This window comes from Streptomyces sp. NPDC001568 (assembly GCF_042893755.1).
Taxonomy (GTDB): domain Bacteria; phylum Actinomycetota; class Actinomycetes; order Streptomycetales; family Streptomycetaceae; genus Streptomyces.
The window spans coordinates 1-20,377 of sequence record NZ_JBIAVF010000024.1; the positions used below are offsets into that span (position 1 = coordinate 1).

At 70.0% G+C, this 20,377-nt stretch carries 21 protein-coding genes; 17 read left to right on the forward strand and 4 right to left on the reverse strand.

What is annotated here, in order from left to right:
• Positions 1-994 precede the first annotated feature (994 nt).
• Positions 995-1,576 (reverse strand): hypothetical protein, encoded by a 582-nt coding sequence (locus tag ACFY0I_RS33920; RefSeq protein ID WP_388903005.1) that lies wholly within the window; start codon positions 1,574-1,576, stop codon positions 995-997.
• A gap of 253 nt (positions 1,577-1,829) precedes the next feature.
• Between ACFY0I_RS33920 and ACFY0I_RS33925 the strand changes: the two genes are divergently transcribed.
• The 6 genes from ACFY0I_RS33925 (at position 1,830) to ACFY0I_RS33950 (ending at position 7,578) form a co-directional block, all read left to right on the forward strand.
• Positions 1,830-2,279 carry a hypothetical protein gene (locus ACFY0I_RS33925; protein ID WP_388903007.1) on the forward strand — a complete coding sequence of 150 codons (450 nt, stop codon included), beginning with the start codon at positions 1,830-1,832 and terminating at the stop codon, positions 2,277-2,279.
• Positions 2,280-2,330: 51 nt separating this feature from the next.
• Positions 2,331-5,024, forward strand: coding sequence for a Helicase associated domain protein (locus ACFY0I_RS33930; protein ID WP_388903009.1), 2,694 nt, complete (start codon positions 2,331-2,333; stop codon positions 5,022-5,024).
• 188 nt (positions 5,025-5,212) lie between these two features.
• A complete protein-coding gene (locus ACFY0I_RS33935; protein WP_388903012.1) occupies positions 5,213-5,656 on the forward strand; it encodes a helicase associated domain-containing protein in 444 nt (147 codons plus the stop codon).
• Positions 5,657-5,719: 63 nt separating this feature from the next.
• Entirely contained in the window at positions 5,720-5,905 is a 186-nt protein-coding gene (locus tag ACFY0I_RS33940; RefSeq protein ID WP_388903014.1) for a hypothetical protein, read from the forward strand.
• Positions 5,906-6,057: 152 nt separating this feature from the next.
• Positions 6,058-6,993, forward strand: a complete 936-nt coding sequence (locus ACFY0I_RS33945) for a hypothetical protein (protein WP_234437816.1) — start codon at positions 6,058-6,060, stop codon at positions 6,991-6,993.
• An 18-nt stretch (positions 6,994-7,011) separates the two neighbouring features.
• A complete protein-coding gene (locus ACFY0I_RS33950; protein WP_388903016.1) occupies positions 7,012-7,578 on the forward strand; it encodes a hypothetical protein in 567 nt (188 codons plus the stop codon).
• A gap of 60 nt (positions 7,579-7,638) precedes the next feature.
• On the opposite strand, the gene ACFY0I_RS33955 is transcribed toward ACFY0I_RS33950, so the two are convergent.
• The 3 genes from ACFY0I_RS33955 to ACFY0I_RS33965 are packed head-to-tail and all read right to left on the reverse strand — an operon-like array spanning position 7,639 to position 10,759.
• The gene (locus ACFY0I_RS33955; RefSeq protein ID WP_388903018.1) at positions 7,639-8,865 is read right to left on the reverse strand and encodes a hypothetical protein; all 1,227 of its coding nucleotides are present in this window, start codon (positions 8,863-8,865) and stop codon (positions 7,639-7,641) included.
• Entirely contained in the window at positions 8,865-9,647 is a 783-nt protein-coding gene (locus ACFY0I_RS33960) for an AAA family ATPase (RefSeq protein WP_388903020.1), read from the reverse strand. The genes ACFY0I_RS33955 and ACFY0I_RS33960 overlap by 1 nt, the downstream gene beginning before the upstream one ends.
• Positions 9,648-9,652: 5 nt before the next feature.
• Positions 9,653-10,759 (reverse strand): Mu transposase C-terminal domain-containing protein, encoded by a 1,107-nt coding sequence (locus ACFY0I_RS33965; RefSeq protein ID WP_388903023.1) that lies wholly within the window; start codon positions 10,757-10,759, stop codon positions 9,653-9,655.
• Positions 10,760-11,453: 694 nt separating this feature from the next.
• On the opposite strand from ACFY0I_RS33965, the gene ACFY0I_RS33970 reads away from it, so the two are divergent.
• The 11 genes from ACFY0I_RS33970 (at position 11,454) to ACFY0I_RS34020 (ending at position 20,224) form a co-directional block, all read left to right on the forward strand.
• Positions 11,454-11,684 carry a hypothetical protein gene (locus ACFY0I_RS33970; RefSeq protein ID WP_388903024.1) on the forward strand — a complete coding sequence of 77 codons (231 nt, stop codon included), beginning with the start codon at positions 11,454-11,456 and terminating at the stop codon, positions 11,682-11,684.
• Positions 11,681-12,658, forward strand: a complete 978-nt coding sequence (locus ACFY0I_RS33975) for a hypothetical protein (RefSeq protein WP_388903027.1) — start codon at positions 11,681-11,683, stop codon at positions 12,656-12,658. Before ACFY0I_RS33970 ends, ACFY0I_RS33975 begins: the two co-directional genes overlap by 4 nt.
• Positions 12,659-13,100: 442 nt before the next feature.
• Positions 13,101-13,556 carry a DUF6573 family protein gene (locus ACFY0I_RS33980; protein WP_388903030.1) on the forward strand — a complete coding sequence of 152 codons (456 nt, stop codon included), beginning with the start codon at positions 13,101-13,103 and terminating at the stop codon, positions 13,554-13,556.
• A gap of 111 nt (positions 13,557-13,667) precedes the next feature.
• Positions 13,668-14,468: a hypothetical protein gene (locus ACFY0I_RS33985; protein ID WP_388903032.1), complete on the forward strand. Its 801-nt coding sequence runs from the start codon at positions 13,668-13,670 to the stop codon at positions 14,466-14,468.
• Between the two features lie 109 nt (positions 14,469-14,577).
• Complete coding sequence (locus tag ACFY0I_RS33990; RefSeq protein ID WP_388903035.1) at positions 14,578-14,976, forward strand: hypothetical protein; 399 nt, start codon at positions 14,578-14,580, stop codon at positions 14,974-14,976.
• A gap of 87 nt (positions 14,977-15,063) precedes the next feature.
• Entirely contained in the window at positions 15,064-15,309 is a 246-nt protein-coding gene (locus tag ACFY0I_RS33995) for a hypothetical protein (protein WP_388903038.1), read from the forward strand.
• A gap of 202 nt (positions 15,310-15,511) precedes the next feature.
• Positions 15,512-17,125, forward strand: coding sequence for a ParB N-terminal domain-containing protein (locus ACFY0I_RS34000; RefSeq protein WP_388903041.1), 1,614 nt, complete (start codon positions 15,512-15,514; stop codon positions 17,123-17,125).
• 120 nt (positions 17,126-17,245) lie between these two features.
• On the forward strand, positions 17,246-17,872 hold the full coding sequence (locus ACFY0I_RS34005) for a hypothetical protein (protein ID WP_388903043.1): 627 nt from the start codon (positions 17,246-17,248) through the stop codon (positions 17,870-17,872).
• 163 nt (positions 17,873-18,035) lie between these two features.
• Positions 18,036-18,614 (forward strand): hypothetical protein, encoded by a 579-nt coding sequence (locus ACFY0I_RS34010; RefSeq protein WP_388903045.1) that lies wholly within the window; start codon positions 18,036-18,038, stop codon positions 18,612-18,614.
• Between the two features lie 11 nt (positions 18,615-18,625).
• Positions 18,626-19,384, forward strand: a complete 759-nt coding sequence (locus ACFY0I_RS34015; RefSeq protein WP_388903047.1) for a hypothetical protein — start codon at positions 18,626-18,628, stop codon at positions 19,382-19,384.
• A 285-nt stretch (positions 19,385-19,669) separates the two neighbouring features.
• Positions 19,670-20,224, forward strand: coding sequence for a hypothetical protein (locus tag ACFY0I_RS34020; protein ID WP_388903049.1), 555 nt, complete (start codon positions 19,670-19,672; stop codon positions 20,222-20,224).
• Positions 20,225-20,377: the final 153 nt, after the last annotated feature.

Below are 20,377 nucleotides of genomic sequence, written 5' to 3' on the forward strand. Positions count from 1 at the left end.
CCCGCGGAGCGGGTACCACAGCGCTGCGCGCTGTGCAAGGGAAGGCCCTGCGCTGCGCTCCGGGCGCCCCACCCTTCGGGTGGGGCCGGCCTGCGCTGCGCTTCGGCCTGGTGGGGGTTCGCTGCGCTCTCCCCCACCCCTCGGTCATCCCCTGCGCTGCGCTTCGGGGTTGACCGAGGGTCACCGGCCGCCGCTGCGCGGCGGCCGGGCTTGCTGCTGTGGGGCGTCAGCCACTCCAGGTGGTCCAGCGGGCGTGGGACGGCTCGCACTGTCCGGACTCGATTGCCCTTTGGTAGGCCTCGTTCGGATCTACCGGCTCCGCGGCACTGCTGAAGAAGCCGTAAACGCAATCCGGGTAGACCGGCTGTAGCCCGTACCAGCAGGTGGATATCAGGAGAGTCAGCACGAATGGAGCAAAGGGGTACCTCCACGTGAGAGGACCTGAGAGAGGACGGATCACACCGGAAATCGTACGGCCGGGACCTCGAGATCCGGCCCTCGCGGGGCCTTCCCATCGACCAGGGGTGGCCGCGCTTGCCGCTGCTGTAGGGAGTCAGCGTCGTCTTCTGAAGTAACCGTGTTGATGCAGTTTGTAGAGGACCACGGGAAGCAGGGCAGCCCACACCCCCAGGAACGCCCACTTGAACCACGGAGTCCCATCCGGCCTACTGTCTCGCGCCAACTCGGAGGCAACCACCATGAGTGAAGTCATACCCCCCGACTGCCCAGCCCACAGACCAACACACGGCCCCTCGGCACCGACCCAGATGGGGGAAGGTTCAGTCCGTTCCGCCGGACCGCGGCAGCCTCACCGGCCGCGCGGCGGGTGAGGCGGGTGAGGCGGGTGAGGCGGGTGAGGCGGCTGAGGCGGCTGAGGCCTTTCACTACGCTCCAAGTACAACCCCACCCTGAGCCCGCTTCCCGGCGGCCGGTTAGACCGTCTCTTCCGGGTCCTGCATGCCCGGCGCCGCCCAGCACGGTCAGACGACTCGGCTCATGCCGGCTGCTCGCGGCCGCCGCCCTCCACGGCCCAACCTGTGATCTCGGGCCTGACCGGAGGCAGCGCCCACGGGTCCAGGGCTCCGTCGCACAGCTCCGCCAGGAACTGGACCATTCCTCCCTCGTAGTGCCACCAGGGGCCATTGCGGGAGCAGACGGTGACCGGCCAGTGTTCCGGATCATCGCCGAGCACACTCCAGAAGAACTGGTCGCCCTCCGCCGAGTCCCCCCAGGGCATCAGGCTCGTCGAGACGAGCTCCACGGGACGCAGTTCCGCGGGGTAGTCGGAGTCCCATCTCTTCGATTGCGTGCCCTCCGCCCCGGCCCGGCCGGTTTCCTGCCCGGGCCAGGGGAGCATGATGGCCAAAAAGTCGTCCAGGTCGAAGGCCGGATACCACTCGGCGAGCGACTTGAAGTCGGACGGCAGTGCCCTGCCGGCTTCCTCCTCGACCGCCCGCCAGTCGAAAACGGCCGGCGTCTGCCGGCGCAGTGCCACCAGGCCGGGGACAGTGCGTTCCAGTACGGCAATCGCCTCGTCCGGGTCGAGGATCCTGCGCACCGGCTTCTGGGTTCCCATGAGCTCTTCCACAGGCGCAGCCTGCCAGACGGTTCCGACGGTCTCGCTGCTGGGTGATCCGCTGGTTGGTGTTCCGGTGTAGCGGCTACATCAGTTAGATGCAGCATGTAACGTTAGCAAAAACACGGGACATCCACAGACCGCCTCGGCAGCAAGCGGTATCCTCTGAAAAAGACCAGTGGGCATGTGGAGTGCTGACGACGTGGCGCGAGATTCGGTTCGACGCCAGGGGGATGGTCTGGCCGGGGCTGTGGTGGCGGAGCGGGTCGCGGAGGCGGCGGTCAGGAAGAGGGAGACGGAACGGGCCCTGCTCGGCGGGGCGTTCTCCGAGTGCGAGTCGGATCCGGAGCGGTTGGCCGCGGTCTGGACGGCGAAGCGGCGCGTCAGCCTCCTGATGGAGGCCTCCGGGTGGGGCGCGTACGAGCCGGAGCGGGATGTCCAGGGCTCCGAGTGGGCGCGGGAGCGTGATGAGCGGCGGCAGGTGGTCCTGTCCGGGCACGCTGCGGAGCTGGCCCAGCGGCAGGGCGAGCGGGACGAGTTGCGGGCGGAGCTGTGGCTGTCCGCGGGCTCCGGCCGGCTGATCCGGGGGGCGGCCGTCCGGGCAGGGCTGCGGCCCGTCGAGGTCCTCGCGCAGCTCGCCGAGCGGGTCGTGGTCAGCGGGGACGGCACGGTGTCCGTGCCGTCGTTCTCGCCGTCGCGATGACCCGTGGCCGTCTGAAAACCCGCCGAAATTAGTGATCGGAAGGCCTGGAGAATGTCTGTGATTCAGCTCAGGGAACACCAGCTCGTGCAGAAGTCGGCGTTCCGGAAATGGGTTGGATTTGCTGCAAGATCTTCTGCGCCTGCTCAGGGGGTTCGGGGCACGATCGTGTCCGCGACCGGTTCGGGTAAGACGATCATGGCTGCCGCCTCCGCGCTCGAGTGCTTCCCGGGCGGCCGGATCCTCGTCACCGTGCCGACCCTGGACCTCCTCGTGCAGACCGCGCAGGCCTGGCGGAAGGTCGGGCACCGGGCGCCGATGGTCGCCGTGTGCTCGCTGGAGAACGACGCGGTCCTGGAGCAGCTCGGGGTCCGTACGACCACGAACCCGATCCAGCTCGCCCTGTGGGCCGGGGCGGGGCCGGTCGTCGTGTTCGCCACGTACGCCTCGTTGGTGGACCGGGACGACGTCGAGGACCTGGGCGGCGCGGGGAAGGTGCGGGGGCCGCTGGAGGCCGCGCTCGCGGGCGGGGAGCGGCTGTACGGGCAGGTGATGGCGCCGTTCGACCTCGCCGTGGTGGACGAGGCGCACTCGACCGCGGGAGATCTGGGGCGGCCGTGGGCAGCGATCCACGACAACGCACGGATCCCCGCGGCCTTCCGGCTCTACATGACCGCGACCCCGCGGATCCTGGCCGCGCCGCGGCCGCGGAAGGGGGCGGGCGGGTCCGAGCCGGTGATCGCGAGCATGGCCGACGATCCGGACGGCACGTACGGGGCCTGGCTCCCCGGGGCCGAGCTCGGGCTGTCGGAGGCGGTGGAGCGGGGGATCCTCGCCAGGTTCGAGATCGACGTGCTGGAGATCCGCGACCCCGACCCCGTCCTCGGGATCTCCGAGGACGGGCTGCGGGGCCGGCGCCTGGCCCTGCTGCAGGCCGCGCTCCTCGAACACGCGGCCCGGCACAACCTCAAGACCGTCATGACGTTCCACCAGCGGGTCGAGGAAGCCGCCGCGTTCGCCGTGAAGCTGCCGGAGACCGCGGCCGAGCTGCACGCCACCGAGGCGTCCGACGCCGATCTGGCGGCCGCCGGCCGGCTGCCGAAGTCCTCGATCGGCGCCGAGCCGTACGAGCTGGAGACCGGCCGTCACGTACCCCCTGGCCGGGTGTGGTCGGCGTGGCTGTGCGGGGACCATCTCGTCGCCGAGCGGCGCGAGACCCTGCGCCAGTTCGCCAACGGCATCAACGCCGAGGGCCAGCGGGTCCACCGGGCGTTCCTCGCGTCCGTACGCGTCCTCGGCGAAGGCGTCGACATCACCGGCGAGCGGGGAGTCGAGGCGATCTGCTTCGCCGACACCCGCGGGTCGCAGGTGGAGATCGTGCAGAACATCGGCAGGGCGCTCCGCCCGAACCCGGACGGGACCACGAAGGTCGCCCGCATCATCGTCCCGGTGTTCCTGGAGCGGGGCGAGGACCCCGGCGACATGGTCGCCTCGGCGTCCTTCGCACCCTTGGTGGCCGTGCTCCAGGGCCTGCGCTCGCACGACGCCCGCCTCGTCGAGCAGCTTGCCTCCCGCGCCCTCACCCGCGGACGGCACGAGCGCGCCGTCCACGTCCAGCGTGACGAGGACGGCCGGATCACCAGCGCCAGCGCCGCGGCCGGCGCCGGGGACGGGTTCGGGGCGGGCAGCGAGGGCCAGGAGCAGGACGGTACTGGCGCCGCGGCGGAGTCGGCGCTGCTGCGCTTCTCCAGCCCGCGGGATCCCGCGACGATCGCCGCGTTCCTGCGCACCCGCGTCTACCGGCCCGAATCCCTGGTCTGGCTGGAGGGGTATCAGGCCCTGCTGCGGTGGCGGGCCGAGCACGGGATCACCGGGCTGTACGCGGTGCCCTACGACGTCGAGACCCCGGTCGGGGTGACCGAGGCGTTCCCGCTCGGGCGGTGGGTGCACCAGCAGCGGAAAGCCCTACGCGGCGGGGAGCTGGAAGAGCGGCGCAAGACCCTCCTCGACGCGGCCGACGCCGGGATGGTGTGGGAGCCGGGCGAGGAGGCCTGGGAGACCAAGCTCGCCGGCCTCCGCTCCTACCGGCACGCGCACGGGCACCTGGCGCCCCGGCAGGACGCCGTCTGGGGCGAGGACGGCGAGCAGCTCGCGATCGGACAGCTGATGGCCAACCTCCGGCGGAAGGGTGGCCTCGGGAAGAACGAAGAGCGGGCCCGTACTCGCGCGCAGCAGCTGGCCGCGATCGACGCCGACTGGGCGTGCCCGTGGCCGCTCGACTGGCAACGCCACCACCGGGTCCTCGCCCTGCTCGCCGAGACGGAGGCCGGCGGCCTGCTGCCCGCGATCGAGCCTGGTGTCCTCTTCGACGGCGACGACCTCGGCCGATGGCTCACACGACAGACCCGCAACTGGACGCAGCTCTCCGCCGAACAGCAGGAACGACTTGCCGCGCTCGGCGTACAAGCCATCCCCGCGCCGGCGCCCGAGCCCGTGGCGAAGGGGTCGGGCAGGGTGCGGGAGGCGTTTGAGCGGGGTGTGGAGGCGCTCGCGCAGTACGTCGCCCGGGAAGGCGCCGACCGGCCCGTCCCCCGCGGGCACGCCGAGCCGGTCGCGGTCGACGGCGAGGCGGAGCCGGTGATCGTCAAGCTCGGCGTGTGGGTCTCCAACACCCGGGCCCGGCGCGACAAGCTCGACGGGGCGCAGCTGGCCGCGCTCGCCGAGCTCGGGGTGGAGTGGGCGCGGTAGCGGGACCGCGGGGGGGCGCAGAGCCGTGGCGGGGGTAGGCCACCGGCCGTACGGCCCGCCCGACGGCGTGAAGCGTACAGATCGCGTACCCCAGACGCGGCGACAGATCGCGCTCCGACCAACGCCGTGCGTACCGGGCGGGGCAGGGGTCCGGGGAGCGCGCGGCCGAGCTGGAGGAGCTGGGGGTCGTGTGGGACACCGCCGATGCCGGGTTCGCGGAGAATCTCGCCGCCGCGCGGGCGTACTTCGAGCTGCACGGGACCATGGCGACCCCGCGGCACGCGACCGCCCTGGACCGGTCGATCGGGGAGTGGCTGACGAAGGTGCGGCGCCCCGGCGAGCTCGGGAAGGAGGGCCGCGCGGGTCGGCGGGCGGAGCAGCTCGCGGCCGTCGATCCGGACTGGAACCCGTGCGGACGCGGGTGGACCGTCGACTGCCAGCGGCACCACGCCTACCTCGCCCAGCTCCTCGCCGGCGGCGCCCGGCTCGCCGACGTCGTGCCCGGGGTCACCCGGCACGGCGAGGACGTCGGCCGCTGGCTCGCCACCCAGCGGCGGGACTTCGGGAAGCTGAACGCCGAGCAGCAGCGCAGGCGCGGCAAGCTCGGCGTGAAGGGCCGTACGGGCCCATAAGGCCCCCGCGAAGGCGGTTGTGGCGTCCGGCCCGGCGCGGGCGGCGGGGCGTTCCAGAAGGGTGTGGAAGCGCTCGCGCAGTACGTGACGCGGGAAGGCCGGCCACCGGGGCGCGGCGTCGTCGAGGTCCTGCCCGACGGAACCGAGCACCGGACGGGGATCTGGATCGGCAACCAGAAAGCCCGCCGCGACAAGCTCGACGCCGAACAGCTCGCCGCCCTCACAGCGTTGGGCATCGACTGGGCATGAGTGGAGGAGGGGCGTCGGAGGAGAGAACGTGCCCTGGGCGCTCTGGGCAAATGCGGATCCGCCTCCTCCATGTCGGCCTACGATCTTTCGAGAACCTGGGCTAGGCAGCTGAAAGGCTCATCTGCTGAGCGGCAGGACCGAGGGGGTACGTCGTGGCCACGCTGAACCACAAGGAACGCACCGTCGGCTTCTTCGAGGTCGTCGTTGTCAAAGAGGGAGAAGCCCGGCGCATTCCAGAACTCATGGACTGGGACGGGGCGCTCGCGGCTCTGGCGCAGGCGCCCGTCGGAGCGCGTTCACACGAGAGCGAACACCGGATCGTAGGCACCACGATCACCCACAACATGGAGGACCACCTGCTCCTGCACCGGGTGAAGGATGCCGGCGAGTGGCTGTCAGTCATCAACTTCGACACCGGCCACCTCCGAGAGCTTGAGCAGTCGGCACATGAGGGTTACCTGGACACCTCCGTGGTCTGCTTTCTGCCGTTCGGGAACGTGGTGGGGATCATGCAGGGTGGTGTATCTGCGCCCAGTCACAAGGCCCTTGAGACCTGGCTTAACGGCATCGAGATGTTTCCCGGCACGCAGCTGCAGCTGCGCCCTGTCGTTGCGCACTCCGAGATCGAGAAACTCAAGACTGCGGTTGGGGCAAGCCGCGTAGAAGTAAAGGTCATGGGCAACAAGATGGGCGCGCTGCAGGACCGGCCCGGCGGCCTCGCCCGACTCCTGCGTGTTGCTGGCGAAGCCTATGGAGAGATCAGCGTCACGATGGTCATCTCCGTGCCCAGAGGGAAGGAGCTCAGGGAACACCGGGAGCATCTGCTGGCGGACCTCGATGAGATCTCCGATGTCGTCACCGGTGCCGAACGGGCGCGGGCCCGGCTCGTGTACTCGGACCCAAGCGGCCCGGAACAGACCCGCCTCGTCGAGCTGGTCGAGCACAGCATCACGGCCAAGAAGCGAGTGCCGGCCACGGACGCGGAAGGCAACTCGATCCGGATCGTGTCAGCGGTGGATGCCATCCTGGCAGCAGCGGCCGAGCATGAGGACGCGCTCCGGCTCGCGGTGGACGCGGGGGATTCATGACCTAGGCAGGGGGATCGTGTGGGCGTCCGTACGAGCATCATCGACAAGTGGGCCGAGCGCGTCTGGGCCGACTACCTGGTCGCGGTGACGGTCCTTGGCGCCCACCTCCTCATCGTCCGGGCGTCAGGATCGGGAGACTGGCTCACGTGGATCGGCGCCACCCAGCGCACCGACATGTACGCGGCGGCAACCGGGGCGGTGTCAGCCATCGGGGGTCTCAGTGCCATCGCCATCGCCATCTACACCACGGCCAATGGCGCGCGTTTGCGTGCCGTACGGCGGCAACGGCACGGCGAGCTCAGGCGGACCTGGCGCAGCTTGCTGCAGGGCACCGCGCTGACCTGTGCGCTGATCCTGGCCGCCTTCTCGCTCGACCGGGACAAGGACCCTCTCTCCGCCCGCTTCATCTTCGAGTTCGCCATCGTCTTCGCGGCCCTACGGTTCGCCCGGTTCGTCTGGCTCTTCGACAGAATCATGGCCATCTCGGACGCTGACCTGGTGGAGGAGAGTTCCACCGCCGCCGTACCCGTACGTGACCCCAACTGGCTCGAACGTCGCCGGCGCCAGCACGACAGCAACGCGTAGCCTCCAAAGCCGCAGGGAGCCCGCCGCAGGCGGTAGACGGCCGGGACAGCTCTCCGCCTCTCAGCGCAGATGCCGAAGCTCGCGCAGCCCGTAGTCCGGTGGCATCCACCCGTTCTTTTTGCGGTCGATGGTCTTCGCTGTGTGGGGAGGTGGGTACGGACAGCCCTGCATCAGGTCCGGCTCCGGGATACCCCATGAACGCCGGTAGTGGGCGGTGCACACAGGCCAGATGGTCTTCACGGGCTCCTTCGAACGCTGGGGCGTCCTGCTCCTGGTACGGCGGCGCTTGGGGCGCGGCGGCTGGGGTGGTCGTAGCTTGCAGCTCTCGGCGAGGGTCGTCAGGGACGGGGTGTCGTTGCTTTCCAGGGGGTTGTTGAACAGGGATCCGTTGGTGCCGGTCTCGATGCTCCACAGGAGAGCGGCGGCTCTCAGCAGAGGGCGGGCCCAGGCGGGAACGGGGTGGGTCATGCAGCCCTGGCGCAGCCCGTGGTCGTGGAGCGTGATGGTGGTGCCGTCCGGGCCCAGGTCGCGGACATGCGCGGTGTCGAGCTGTGTTGTGGAGGCCGCGGTGAATATTGCCGTGGCGAGCTTGGCCGCCAGGTGGGGGTGTGCCGTGGCGCGGTGAAGGCGTCGGGCGACTTCGGCTTCGGTCACCGGCGGCATGGCGGGCGGGTAGAAGTCCTGGTCCGTCGCCATGGGCGCGGTGCACCGGCAGGGGCTTGCCGTCTCGTCGAAGGTCTTGAGGGTGGTCAGGGCGGGCAGGCTGATCCAGCGGTTCGCCAACGGCCTCGCTGTCGGGGGCGTCTGCGGCTGCGGGGCGGCCGGTTCGGCTTCGGGCAGCAGGGCTGAGGCCTCGGCGATGTGGTGTTCCACCTGCCGCAGCTCGCGCTCCAAGAAGGGCCGCATGGCCCGGCGGTGGCAGACGAGGACCAGGCGGATGCCCGTGCGCCGGCGCAGGGCCAGGAGGTCTTTGAAGCGGTGCGGGGTGAGCAGGTGGGCGCGCAGCAGGGTCAGGTGGGTGATGGGGGTGGCCAGGATCCAGGCGGCGGCGGTCGTCCAGGCCGGGGCCGGGTCGAGTGGGCGGTGGCTGTTCAGGGGTACGGGCTTGTTCAGGGCGGCGAGGATGTCGTGGGCGAGCGCGACGGCCGAGTCGACGCCCGGGGTGGGGTGGACGGTGAGGCGTCCTTCGTGCGGGGCGTGGGATGCCAGGGCCGCGCGGGTGTGGACCACGTCGTCGTGCGGGTCCAGGATCACCGTGACCGGCGGCGGGTTCGGGCAGTCCAGCATCAGGCCGCCCGGCGGTGGCTCAGTTTGCTGTAGGCCCAGCGCAGGAGTTCCTCGTCCACGTGCGCGCGTCCGGACTCCTTCATCCCGACGGTGAGGTGGTGGGTGATCTTCGCCCAGGCCCGGAAGTTCCCGTGGGCCGCTTCCCGGTCGCACAAGGCGATCAGTTCCGGGTCCGCGTCCGTCCAGGCGGGGTGGAAGGCCGGGACGACGGCCAGGACCTCGTCCAGCGGCATTCGGTCGATCTCCTGCCAGGCGTAGACGCGGGACTCCAGCATCGGCTCGCTCTGCAGCATCGCGAAGCAGCCGTTGCCGCCGGTGAAGACGATTGTGAGGTCGGAGTCGGTGTCATCCCAGAGGTAGCGCAGGTATTCGAAGCAGAGTTTCGACAGCCACTGGGCCTCGTCGCAGACCAGGACGTGCGGTTCCTGGAGGGCGCCGCGCAGCATCCGGTCGAACTCGATCGGCTGCGCCGGCGGGCGGCCCGGCAGGCCGAGGGCGTGGAACAGTTCGTGGCGCAGGTCGCGGGTGGAGGGCCGGGCCCGGAACTGGATCCGGCGTGTCAGCTTCGGCGCGAGCTCGCGCAGGCAGGCGTTGACCGCGAAGGACTTGCCGTTGCCGGCCTGCCCGTAGATACAGATCATCGCCTTGGCGTCGATCGCGGCCCGGATGTTCTCCCGGGCGGTGAGCAGGGCGCGAGTGGAGACGACCTGGGCGCCCGGCAGGCGCATGAAGTGGTCCTCCCGCTCCGCGGGCAGACGGCCCCTGCGGGGTGAGGTGGGCATGACGGTCACTCCTTGCTGTCCGGCGCGGGCTCGCTGGTGTGGTCGTCCGGCACGGCGGTGCCGGACGGGTCGGACTCGGACAGGACGGTGGTGTCCGGGTGGGGACGGGGCCGGGCCCAGCCCGGCGGTGGCTCGCGCGGTGGGATCAGGTCCGGCAGCGCGCGGGCCGCGAGGTCGACCGCCCGGGCGCGGCTGATCTCCTCCTGGGCCTGCTGCCCGGTGACCGATCGCCTCGGGTGGGGCGCGGCAGGGGTGGTCGTCGCGGTGTAGCGGGTCCGGCTCAGCTTCTCGGCTGCTTTCAGGTCCGCTTTCAGTGCGCGGGCGTTGCTCTCGCGGACCTTGGACAGGGCACGGCGCTGGGCCGGTGTCGCGGCTTCGGCGAGGTAGGCGCTGCCCAGGTGCCGGGTCGGTCCGTCGGCGGTGAAGACCTCGACCTTGCCGTCGAAGTGCGGGAGGTAGCGCAGCCGCACTTTGGTGCCGACGTGGCCGGACATCCACGGGGCGATGTAGGCGCGGCGCCGCCACGCGACCCCGTTCGTGGTGATCTTCCGGATACGGCCGTCGTCCTCCATCGCGAAGAACGCCAGCTGCTCCTCCGGGACCTCCTCGAGGGGTGTCGGGTCCGCCTCCCACGCCTCGAGCGGGGTCATCCCGTCCGGAACGCCGGCCGGACGGTGCTCGCTGTTCCACCAGGCCACCCAGTCCAGCAGGACCCTGACGAAGTCCGGGTAGGACAGCAGGTCCTCCACCGGAGTCGGCCGGTATACCTGCGCGGGGCGGGCACGGCGTGTGTAGCCCGGCAGAGAGACCAGCAGCATCTTCTCCACCGCGCTGTTCAGGGCCTCCACGGTGCCCTTCCGGTACGGCTTGTAGGCCGGCAGGTCGTGGACGGGGACCGCGAAGCCGCCGAGTGCTTTCGCGACCGCGTTCGATAGAAAGTCCTTGCCGCGGTCCACGCGTACCTGGCCTGGCAGGCCGCCGAACGGCCCGTAGGGGGCTGTCCGGCTGATGCCCGTGCGCAGCGCGGCCAGAACCGCGTCCCGGGCCGGCTGATGCGGGGTGACCGCCACCCCCACGATCACCTTCGACGCCACATCGATGAACCACGTCACCCACGGACATACCGCAGAGCCTTCGAGATCCACTCGTACCGGGATCCGTTTGTGATCACCCTCCCAGCAGGTATTGCGGTGCGTGGGCGGCCGTTTGCCGTAGACGTCGAAACGACGACGCGCCGCCTCACCCCCGCGCAGGCCCGCCCGCTCCCCCACAGACAAATCCCGCACGATCGCACGCTGCAACGTCGCCAATGACGGCACGTCGAACACGTCCCCGGCATCCCGGGCCCGGGCAGCAAGCTCACGGTGTACCGCGGCCGCGTTCCCGCCCCACACGGCCAGCAGCCGACGCACCTCGGGCGACACGGTGAATCTGGGACGCGGTCTCCGACCGGTCCGGCCTTCCCGGCGCGCCGCCTCAACCCAGCGCCGCACCGTCCTGACGGATACTTCCTGAGCGTCGGCAACCAGCCGCACGTGCCCAGACGTCAACTCACCACGCCCATCCAGCGCCATCAGGCGGAGCACCGCAGCCTCACGGCCGACAACAGCTTCTCTCCCACGGCAAGGAGAGCCCTCGTCGTCCGGCTCGGTCATCCTCACCACCCCCGCCCACACAAGACGGCATCACCAAGATGAGACCGACCCGAAGGGCGATAGGACACCAAAAGCCGCATAGAGCTGACGGCTGCCAATTGAATGCGGTACAAGCAAGCCCAGCTGTCGGAGCCTTGCGAGACAATGCGCCATGGCTGAATCACTGGCTACGCAGATACTCCGGTCAGACCTCGAAGCCGATTGCCCTTTCTGCGGGTACCTCATGTGGATCCGGTACTCCGAGGTAGTGGCGCAGACCGCGGTGACATGCCCCTGCTGCTACGCCCGCATCTGGCTGGTCGACGAAACCGGCAGCGCCCAGAACGCCGGCGCAGTCGTCGAACGTCAGATCGCCCAGGCGCTGAGAGGAATGTTCAGGTGAGGTACCAGCAACAACTCCAGGTCGCCGTACGCGAGCGCTTCCGAAGGCTCATGACCGCGACCTCTTCGGCCGCTTCCCACGAGATCTACCTCGCCACCCAGTGGATCAAGGCCCAACCTGCGTTGCGCGGGCTACTCGAAGAAGCTTCCCGGGCAGAGCCCGGGATGGACCACGAGGGCTTCCGGGCCAGTCTCAGCGGTAGCCAGCGATTCCGTTGGCCCAACCGCACGGAAGAAGGCGGCGCCGTTCTCGTATGGGAGCTGATGCAAAACATCGCCCGGCTCGAGGAGAGCCAACCTGACTTCGCCCAACGAATCGCGGTCGCGTACAGCCACAGTCGCAACATCCAGGACAGCTGGCGCGAGCTCGCCGAAGAGGTACTCCAACCGCTGTTCAACTTCCTGAGCGAACGAATCGGCTCCCAGAGCAGCGTCCTCCACACCCTCGAGCGCTACCGCACCCGCATCGAGTGGTTCGACCGTCAGGAGCTGTACGCGCGGTTCGAAGCCGACACCGCCAATGGCGAAGAGATCTACAACCTCGACCTCCAGCGATTCCTGTTCCTCGAAGGCGATCACGTCACCCACGCCAAACCGCGCTCAGCCTCCGGCGAAGCAGACCTCATCGGCAGCCTCGATGCAACCGACCCCCTCGTATGCGACGGCAAGATATTCGACGGCAGCAGCCGAGGAAAGACCTACCTCCTCAAAGGGCTCCACCAAGTCGTGAAGTACGCCCACGACTACGGACAGCACACCGCCTACCTCGTCATCTACAACATCACAGCCAAACTCATCGAGTTCCCCACCGACGGACCGGCCGACACATGGCCGCCCTACACCGAAGTCTCCGGCGTACGCGTCTACTTCGTGCACGTCCGTGTCCTCCCACCAGCCACCACCGCCAGCAAAGCCGGCAAAGCCACCCGCGTCACCATCACACGAGACGACCTCACCAACCCCGACGCGAACTGACACCTACAGACACCGCACCCACCCGCCCAGCCAACCGCATCCCGATGACACCACGAAGAACGCACCACGCCGACACACACAACGCCTATACCCCGCTGACCAGCCCGACCACGACGACCCACACGGTCAACAAAACGCGGCCTTGCAAGGACAAACAAACGCCGCCCATCACCCCATGCTTCCCCCTCTAGGTTCCCCCTCCATTTCCCCCTCTAGGTTCCCCCCAACGTTCCCCCCATGCTTCCCCCCGTTCCTGTCTCTCGGTCAGAGGTCGATGGGGTCGCCCCGGAGCACCCAGGCAGCCCGTGTCCCTCGGGTCGGGTGGCGGTACCACTAGACAGAATGAACCGTGACGTGCTTTAATAGAGATGTCGAGAGGGGGAGGGCAAACCCCCGGACCGACGGTCGAACACCGCCTTCACACCGAGGAGTAGAAGTCAGCATGACCAACCCCAACACCCCCGCGGAACGCTCCCCCGAAACCATGCTCGGCACCCTGTTCGGCATGCCGGTGCCGATCATCCACAAGTACACCCGGGCGCAGGCCATCGAGGACGGTGCGCTCATCCAGGTGCCCGAGGCCTTCGCGAAGGAAGCCGGCTTTAAGTTCCCCGTCGCACTCACGGCCGCCGCGTGGGCGGACTGCGTCGCGTGGAGCGACGAGGACAGCAAGGCCCAGACGCATCAGGACGAGACGGCCCGACTCTGGGATGTGCTCAACATGACCCGCTACGCCGCCGTACGGTCGTCCGGCGGAGGAAGGATCACGGTTCAGCTGTACCGGATCCCCTGCGACGGGAAGACCACCCGCGCGCTCCCGGTCAGTCTCGCGTGCGAAATCGGCCCCGGTGACAACGCCGAACCGGTACTGACGATCATGCAGCCCGACGAGGACTAGCCGCCCACCGGCGCGGGTGCCGTACCACCGGCACCCGCGCCCCACAGGCCGGACAACGTCAGTGGCGGGAGAGCGCAGCGCCCCCGCCACGCCATCCCCGAAGGAACAGGCATGCAGATCACCAGGGCCGCGAACCTGTACGAGGGCGCCCGCTTCATCGTTGACGGAATGCGCACCGCGAGCGTTGACAAGGTCCAGGGTCGAGACGGGGCCGTTCTTGTCAGCTCCCACTACGACGACGCCGGCGCGCCCACCGGGACCAGGCTCGACACCTACCAGCCCGAAGACGACGTGAGGTTGTGCTCCATCCCGGCCGTCAGCTGGAGCATTCTCCACAGCGACCGTGACCCCAACACCGGTCAGGCCACCGCCGGTACGCACGTCTCCGGCCCCATCACCCCCGTCTACTGCGTCCGTGACCACTGGGCTTACACGGTCGGGCACCAGGTGGTCACCCGGTTGATCGAACACCACACGGTCACCGCCTACACGCCCATCACCCTGGAGCAGCTCCCCGGAGAGGGAGAGCCCACCGAGCGGCCGGCCAACCCGGACGACCGACGGTTCTACCGCCTCAACGAGATCGGCCCCAACGTCCTGCGGACCGGTGACGACGTGCGCCGGCTGCTCGCCAATATCGCCGAGGTACACGACCGCGAACACGGCCGGCGCGACGAACGCGGCAACAAGCTGGCCCCGCTCTACCCGCCGCACGAGTGCCTCAGGTGCGTGTCCGGACCCCACGATCTCCACCCCCTGGAGGTGACCATCACGCGCACCGAGCGGGACGTCCGGTTGTCCGATCTCCCTCAAGACTGGGACTACTCCCTCGGGCACGCCATGGCCCACGCCCGGATCACGGCCGCCAACAACCGCGACCAGGCCGAGGCCGGTGATTCCGTTGACCGCTGAGACGGAACCCGCCGAGCGCGGAGCAGCGTTGGTCTACCTGTACCTGGACGCCGTACTCGGAGGGCTTGCACCGACCCGTCAAGCCGGATGGCCGACGTTCGGGCGCCCGATGTCCGACACCTTGGACGACCCGGTGCGCCGGGCCGTGGTCGAGGCCATCTGCGACGTGTTGCACGCCGGTGACGGACACTACGGGGCGCAGTCGATCATCGGTCACGCGTTCACCCTCTACGGCAGTGGGGAGGATGGCGACCAGGCCCACGAGGTGAGTTCCGCCAGCCCCTGGCAAGGTCTGTCGGCACTGGCGGGAACCGTGGCCGCACTGCTCATGGTCGCCGGCAGGTTCTTCGACGTGGCCGACGATCTTGCCCGCGCGGCTCAGGAACAGTTCGCGGCCGAGGTCGAGGAAGCACGGTTCGAGGCGACCGCCAGGGAGCGCGCCTACTGGATTCCCCGCGCCGCCGGTCGGCGCTCCGTGCCGATGCCGCAGCCCAGGCCCCACGCCTGACGTCCCCCGGGGGTCCCGAGCAGTCGGGGCCCCCGGGGCCGGACGGCGAAGTCCCCAACCCCTTTCCGCCCGTTCCCCGGAGGAACCATGGACATGGACCAGGCGCCCGCCTACATCGACTCCCACCCCGACGGCCGGCGATTCACATGGGACGACCTCAGGCCGGGTGATCTCGTACAGGTGTGGGTCGGAGCGTGGCCCTACGACACCGAGTTCGCCACCGTCACCGAGACCCGTGGCAGGAACGTGCACGTGGCCTACGAGCGGTACAGCGGACCGACGTGGATCAGCCAGCGCCGCATCGCGTCGCTCCTGCGCCCGGTAACGCAGTAGCCGGCCGGCCCGAGGGTGGACCGGGGCGGAGCCCCGGAAAGCCGGCGGCCGGCGAGGGTGGGGCGCGTAACTCACCCGATCGGACAGCAGAACACCTAGACAGAATACACCCTGACGTGCTTTAATAGAGGTGTCGGGAGGGGGAGGGCAAACCCCCGGACCGACGGTCGAACATCACCTTCACACCTTGGAGTTCCACCCCATGAAGACCACCGTCAAGCCGAACCAGACCGGCCCCGTTCTCCCGAAGGCCGACGTTGCCACCCTGGTCGCGGCGAACCCCTTCCCCCCGCTCGACGTCGCCGCCCTGACCGAGGACATCGCGGCCAACGGAGTGCTGGAGCCCCTCTACGTGGCGACGACCGAGGGGGGCACGCTCCGACTCGTCGAGGGCAGGCGCCGCCTGGTCGCCGCCGCCGCCCTCGGGTTGACCGAGGTCCCGGTGACCTACCGGCCGCTCGTGAGCGTGACCGCGCTGCGCGCCCACCCCGGCAACGTCCGCCAGGACCTGCGCCTGACTCCCGAGTTCATCGGCTCCATCAGCGTCGAGGGCGTGCGCACCCCCCTGGTGGTGACCCGCACGGAGGGTGGGGAACTGCGGGTGGTCGACGGTCACCGCAGGCTGGCCGCCGCTATCGAGGCGAAGGTGACACATGTCCCGTACGTCTACGAGGAGCGCGACGAGGCCGGCCAGGTCCTCGACATGATCACCACCGCCCGCCACCGCGCACCGCTCACCCGCAGCGAGGAACAGTCCGCCCTGTTCGAGGCCGCCGCACTGGGCGCGGGTGACAGGCGGATCGCCGCCGCCGGCGCGACCACCCTCGCCAGGGCCCGCACGGTCCAGAAGCTGGCGAAGTCGCCGACCGTACTGGCCGCCGCCGCCCACACCACGACGAGCAACAACATGCCCGACCTTGAGACGCTCGCCATGCTGGCCACGCTGGAGAGCGACGACCCGGAGGCCGCCGCCCAGGCACTCGCCGAGCTGGAGGCCAACCCGAAGGGCAACCACCAGTGGATCATCCGTAGGACCCTGTCCGCGTCCAAGGCCCGCAAGGAGGCCGAGGCGCACCGCGCCAAGCTGGACGCGGCCGGGGCCACCGTCCGGCCGTTGTCCGAACTCAGCGACACCGCGACCCGGGTCTGGTCCCTGAAGGACGTCACGGCTCAGGCCCACACGAAGTGCCAGGGCCACGTGTGGGCGCTGGAGGAAGGCGCGAACGCCTACACCGCCTACTGCACCAACCCCGCCCTGTACGGGCACGAGACGGCCGCCGGCGACAAGGGCAAGGCCAAGCCGACCGCCGAGCAGCGCCGCGCCGTCATCCAGGGGAACCGGGATTGGGACACCGGCACGGAGATGCGCGCCGAGTGGCTGGCCGGCCACTTCCGGGCCGCCCGCCGCCCGAAGGCCGTCACCGAACGCATGGCGGAGATCACCGCGCTCGTGCTCGTGACGGGGTCGTCCGTGGTCCGCCGTCGCGCGTCGCACCCGGCCACCCATGCCCGCATCTGCACGTGGATGGGCGTGCCGGAGCACTCGAAGGACTCCGTCCTCGCGACCACCGTGGTCAAGTCCCCCGCCAAGGCGCAGCTGTACTCCTTCGCCGCCGTCGCGGCCGCGTACGAGCAGAACACCGAACGCACCGTGTGGCGCGCCCTCGGTACGACGACGCGCGTCGACGCCGCCCAGTACCTGTCGTGGCTGGTCAGCCTCGGGTACCAGCCGACCCCGATCGAGCAGGCCGTGATCGACAGGGCGGAGTACAAGCCCACCGTGCCCGCCAGCGGCAAGGCCAAGGCCAAGCGCTAGCCGCAGCACCGCCGGCGGAGGTCAACCCCGCCGGCGCCAGGGGCCCCGGGGGGAGGGGAGGGCAAACCCCCCCCCCCGGGGCCCCAGCACCCCCCGCCCCCTTCACACGCTGGAGCACCCATGCGCGCCATGCACACCGTGACCGCCGCCCCGACCGCCACCCCGACCGATGCCCTGACCGGGCTGGTCATCTCCGGCCCGCTCCGATCGGTCACCGCCAACGGTGATGGATCATGGACCGTGGTCCCCGTCGCCGGCCCCGCGTTGCTGCTCACCGGGACCGCTCAGGTCAGCGCCTACGTCGAGCGCGCCACCCACGGCACCGGACCCCAGGCCCTTTCCCCCGCCCGCGTCACCCTCCCCGCCGCGCCCAGCGTCCAGGCCGACGAGGACGAGAGCCCCCAGGGATGCGGGTGCGGCGGAAGCGAGCACAGCACCCCGGCCACCCCGTTCGCCGCCGATCTCATGCAGGCCCGCGCCGTGGCGCAGTTGCTCACCGCCGAGTTCCGGCTCAGCAGCAATGACGTGTCCGTCAGCGTGGACGAGGCCGCCCAGGCCGCCGTCGTCCGGGTGCAGACCAGCTACGGGCTGTACGCGCTGCATGTCCCCCCGCGCGGCGGACAGTTCAGCGTCCACCGCAACGGCCGGCGGGACGGAGCCATCGGCGCGCGCCGCATCCCCTCCACCAGCGATACCGGGATCACGCTCCAGTTCGGCGCCTATCTCCGCGACCGGGGCGCCCTGTAGGGCCTCAGGCCCCCACCGTGCGCGGAGTACCGGCGCAGCCCCCGGACGCCCGCAGGAAGCAGCCCGAACCGCCCTGACGGCCCCGCTCAGGCCCGCCCCTTTCAGGGGCGGGCCCACAGGGGGTGGGACGCCGACCGGGCGCCCAGGCAGCGAAGGAGAGCGAGTGCACCCGAGCACGAAGTACCTCGGTGATGGCGTTCAGGTGGCGCGACCGTACAACCACCGGGGGGTCGCCTACGCCTCACACCAGGAAAGGGTCCACGGCCCCGGCGGGGATGCGGTCGGGCACCTCACCGGCCGGGAGGCGGACCTCATGATCGGCCGGTTCGTCCGGCGCGGTGGCGTGGTCCGAGCCCAGCGGTACGGGGCGCTCACCCTGACCCTCCCGAACCGCCCGGGGCGGTGGGTCACCCTCACCCCGACGTCGGACCCGTGGAGGATCACCGGCCGCCAGTACGAGGACATGGAACTCCTCGCCGCCAACGAACACCGCATCCGGATCACCAGGGACCGGAACGGAGTCGCATCGATCGAAGCCGGCTTCACCCGGATCCCGCCCGGTGCGACCCGGGTCATCCGGCGGCGGGGATGGCTGCATGAAGAACCGCACGCCGAGGCCGCGCGGATCTCAGCGGCCGGACGAATGGCCATGGCGTTCCGGTGGGCGAAGACCAACGACGTTCTTCAGGTCCTGACGGGCCTGTACGTGGACGCGGCATTGGAAGCCGCGAACAACCGATGAAGGAGAAGACGATGACGCAGGTACAGGCGGGATCCGAGACGTTCGAGGTGACCCCGGGCGGGTTGGCGGACGCCGAACTGCTGCTGTTCCACCAGCGGGAGGCAATGACCTCCGGCCGCTACCAGGCCGGGGTCATGCACGAGCGGACGGCGCGTCTGGAGAGGGCGGTCGAGGACTTGGTGAAGCGATTGAACGTCGAGAAGGCCGGCGCGGCCGAGCTGGACCTGAAGCCGGCGCCGGCGGACTTGAAGCGGCACGAACGGGTGTGCGTGGTCGGGTGCAGCGGGCACTTGGAAGGGCGACTCGTGTGGGCGGTTCACACCGAATCGAAGCGCGGCGGAATGGTGTGCCTGACGCACTACGACACGAGCAAGGTCATTGCCCGACTGCGGGGCGGGGTGCAGATGACCAGCGAGACGTACACGGAGATGATCACGTACACGAGCGAGTGCCGGCCCAACGAGCCGTGGCGGAATTTCGAGCGGGAGTGGTCCGGGCAGGGGTGGGCCGACATCGAGGACGAGGACGGGGACGTGTTCCGGCCGCACCAACTACGAGTCCGGTGGATGCAGGTGGAAGGCAAGGTGGAGTGGCAGTTGATCCAGGTGACGGGCCGGGCGGTGGTGGACGGGAAGCTGACCCGGCATGAGAGCCGGTTCGTGTGGACACAGCATCACAACTGGCTCGGCGGACCCATCGCGGCGGACGTGATGCGGTTCGTCGAGGCGAACACTCCCGAGGCGAGGACCGCCGGCAGCACACGCACCTGAGAACCTGCCGGGCCACGACGTGGCCGTCGCCGAGCCCCTGCCGGCGACGGCCGCCACACGGCGGATCCGCCCCGGTCGGTTGTCCGGACCCTTGCGGAGGCCGGACGACCGGCCCTCGGGCACCGTCCGACGAGCCTGTTCACCAGTGCCTTTCATCCGATTGGACCAGAGGAACACCTAGACAGAACACACTCTCTCGTGCTTTAATAAAGATGTCGGGAAGGGGGAGGGCAAACCCCCGGACCGACGGTCGAACACCACCTTCACACCGAGGAGTCCCGCACCATGCAGAACACCGAGCCGGCCAGCCCCGCCCGCCTCTCCCTGACCAAGACCTTTCACACCTACTTCCTCGTCGCGGACGACGAGTGCACCACCGTCCCCGGAGCGCTCGGCCGCTACCGGAGCATCCTGCTGGCCGAGGCCGCGCCGACCGACCCCGAGGCGTACGCCGCCCGTGAGGACTGGATCCACGAAGGAGTCGAGGAGTCGCAGAGCCCGCTCCGGTTCCTGACCTATCGGGCCCACAGCGTGGAGCACGCCATCCGACTGGCCCGCCGCGCCTACGAGGCCGAGCGCGCCGCCGAGGACGGCGAGGAGACGCCGACCACAACGACCCTGGACCCCCAGGGCATCCCCCACCGGCTGTTCGGCCCGTGCGGCGCCACGTTCCGACGGGTGCCCGTCATCAAGCAGCGCACCGGCGAGCGCATGGGCCTCACCTCCCAGTTCGGGCACCGCGCGTGCGGACTCCCCGCACGCGTCGCGCGGTTCGTCAAGGTCGCCCAGAGCGACCGGTACGCGCCCGTGTACCACTGCCCGGAGCACCAGGCTCGCTAGGCGCCGTGCGGTGCCCCCTGGAGGGGGCACCGCGCCCGCCCGCTTCGCGGGCGGCGGGCCGGCCGTGGCCGGCCGGCCCGAAAAACCCCGCCGACCACCGCCGGTCGTCCCCGCCGGCCGCGCGCCGCTGAAAGGCGCGCGGAGCCGCCCGAG

Coding starts and splice junctions, on each gene's coding strand:
- ACFY0I_RS33985 (WP_388903032.1), top strand. CDS start 13,668: ATGCAGATCACCAGGGCCGCGAACCTGTACGAGGGCGCCCGCTTCATC.
- ACFY0I_RS33920 (WP_388903005.1), bottom strand. CDS start 1,576: ATGGGAACCCAGAAGCCGGTGCGCAGGATCCTCGACCCGGACGAGGCG.
- ACFY0I_RS34005 (WP_388903043.1), top strand. CDS start 17,246: ATGCGCGCCATGCACACCGTGACCGCCGCCCCGACCGCCACCCCGACC.
- ACFY0I_RS33930 (WP_388903009.1), top strand. CDS start 2,331: ATGTCTGTGATTCAGCTCAGGGAACACCAGCTCGTGCAGAAGTCGGCG.
- ACFY0I_RS34000 (WP_388903041.1), top strand. CDS start 15,512: ATGAAGACCACCGTCAAGCCGAACCAGACCGGCCCCGTTCTCCCGAAG.
- ACFY0I_RS33955 (WP_388903018.1), bottom strand. CDS start 8,865: ATGCTGGACTGCCCGAACCCGCCGCCGGTCACGGTGATCCTGGACCCG.
- ACFY0I_RS33980 (WP_388903030.1), top strand. CDS start 13,101: ATGACCAACCCCAACACCCCCGCGGAACGCTCCCCCGAAACCATGCTC.
- ACFY0I_RS33995 (WP_388903038.1), top strand. CDS start 15,064: ATGGACATGGACCAGGCGCCCGCCTACATCGACTCCCACCCCGACGGC.
- ACFY0I_RS33960 (WP_388903020.1), bottom strand. CDS start 9,647: ATGCCCACCTCACCCCGCAGGGGCCGTCTGCCCGCGGAGCGGGAGGAC.
- ACFY0I_RS33990 (WP_388903035.1), top strand. CDS start 14,578: ATGTCCGACACCTTGGACGACCCGGTGCGCCGGGCCGTGGTCGAGGCC.
- ACFY0I_RS34015 (WP_388903047.1), top strand. CDS start 18,626: ATGACGCAGGTACAGGCGGGATCCGAGACGTTCGAGGTGACCCCGGGC.
- ACFY0I_RS33970 (WP_388903024.1), top strand. CDS start 11,454: ATGGCTGAATCACTGGCTACGCAGATACTCCGGTCAGACCTCGAAGCC.
- ACFY0I_RS34020 (WP_388903049.1), top strand. CDS start 19,670: ATGCAGAACACCGAGCCGGCCAGCCCCGCCCGCCTCTCCCTGACCAAG.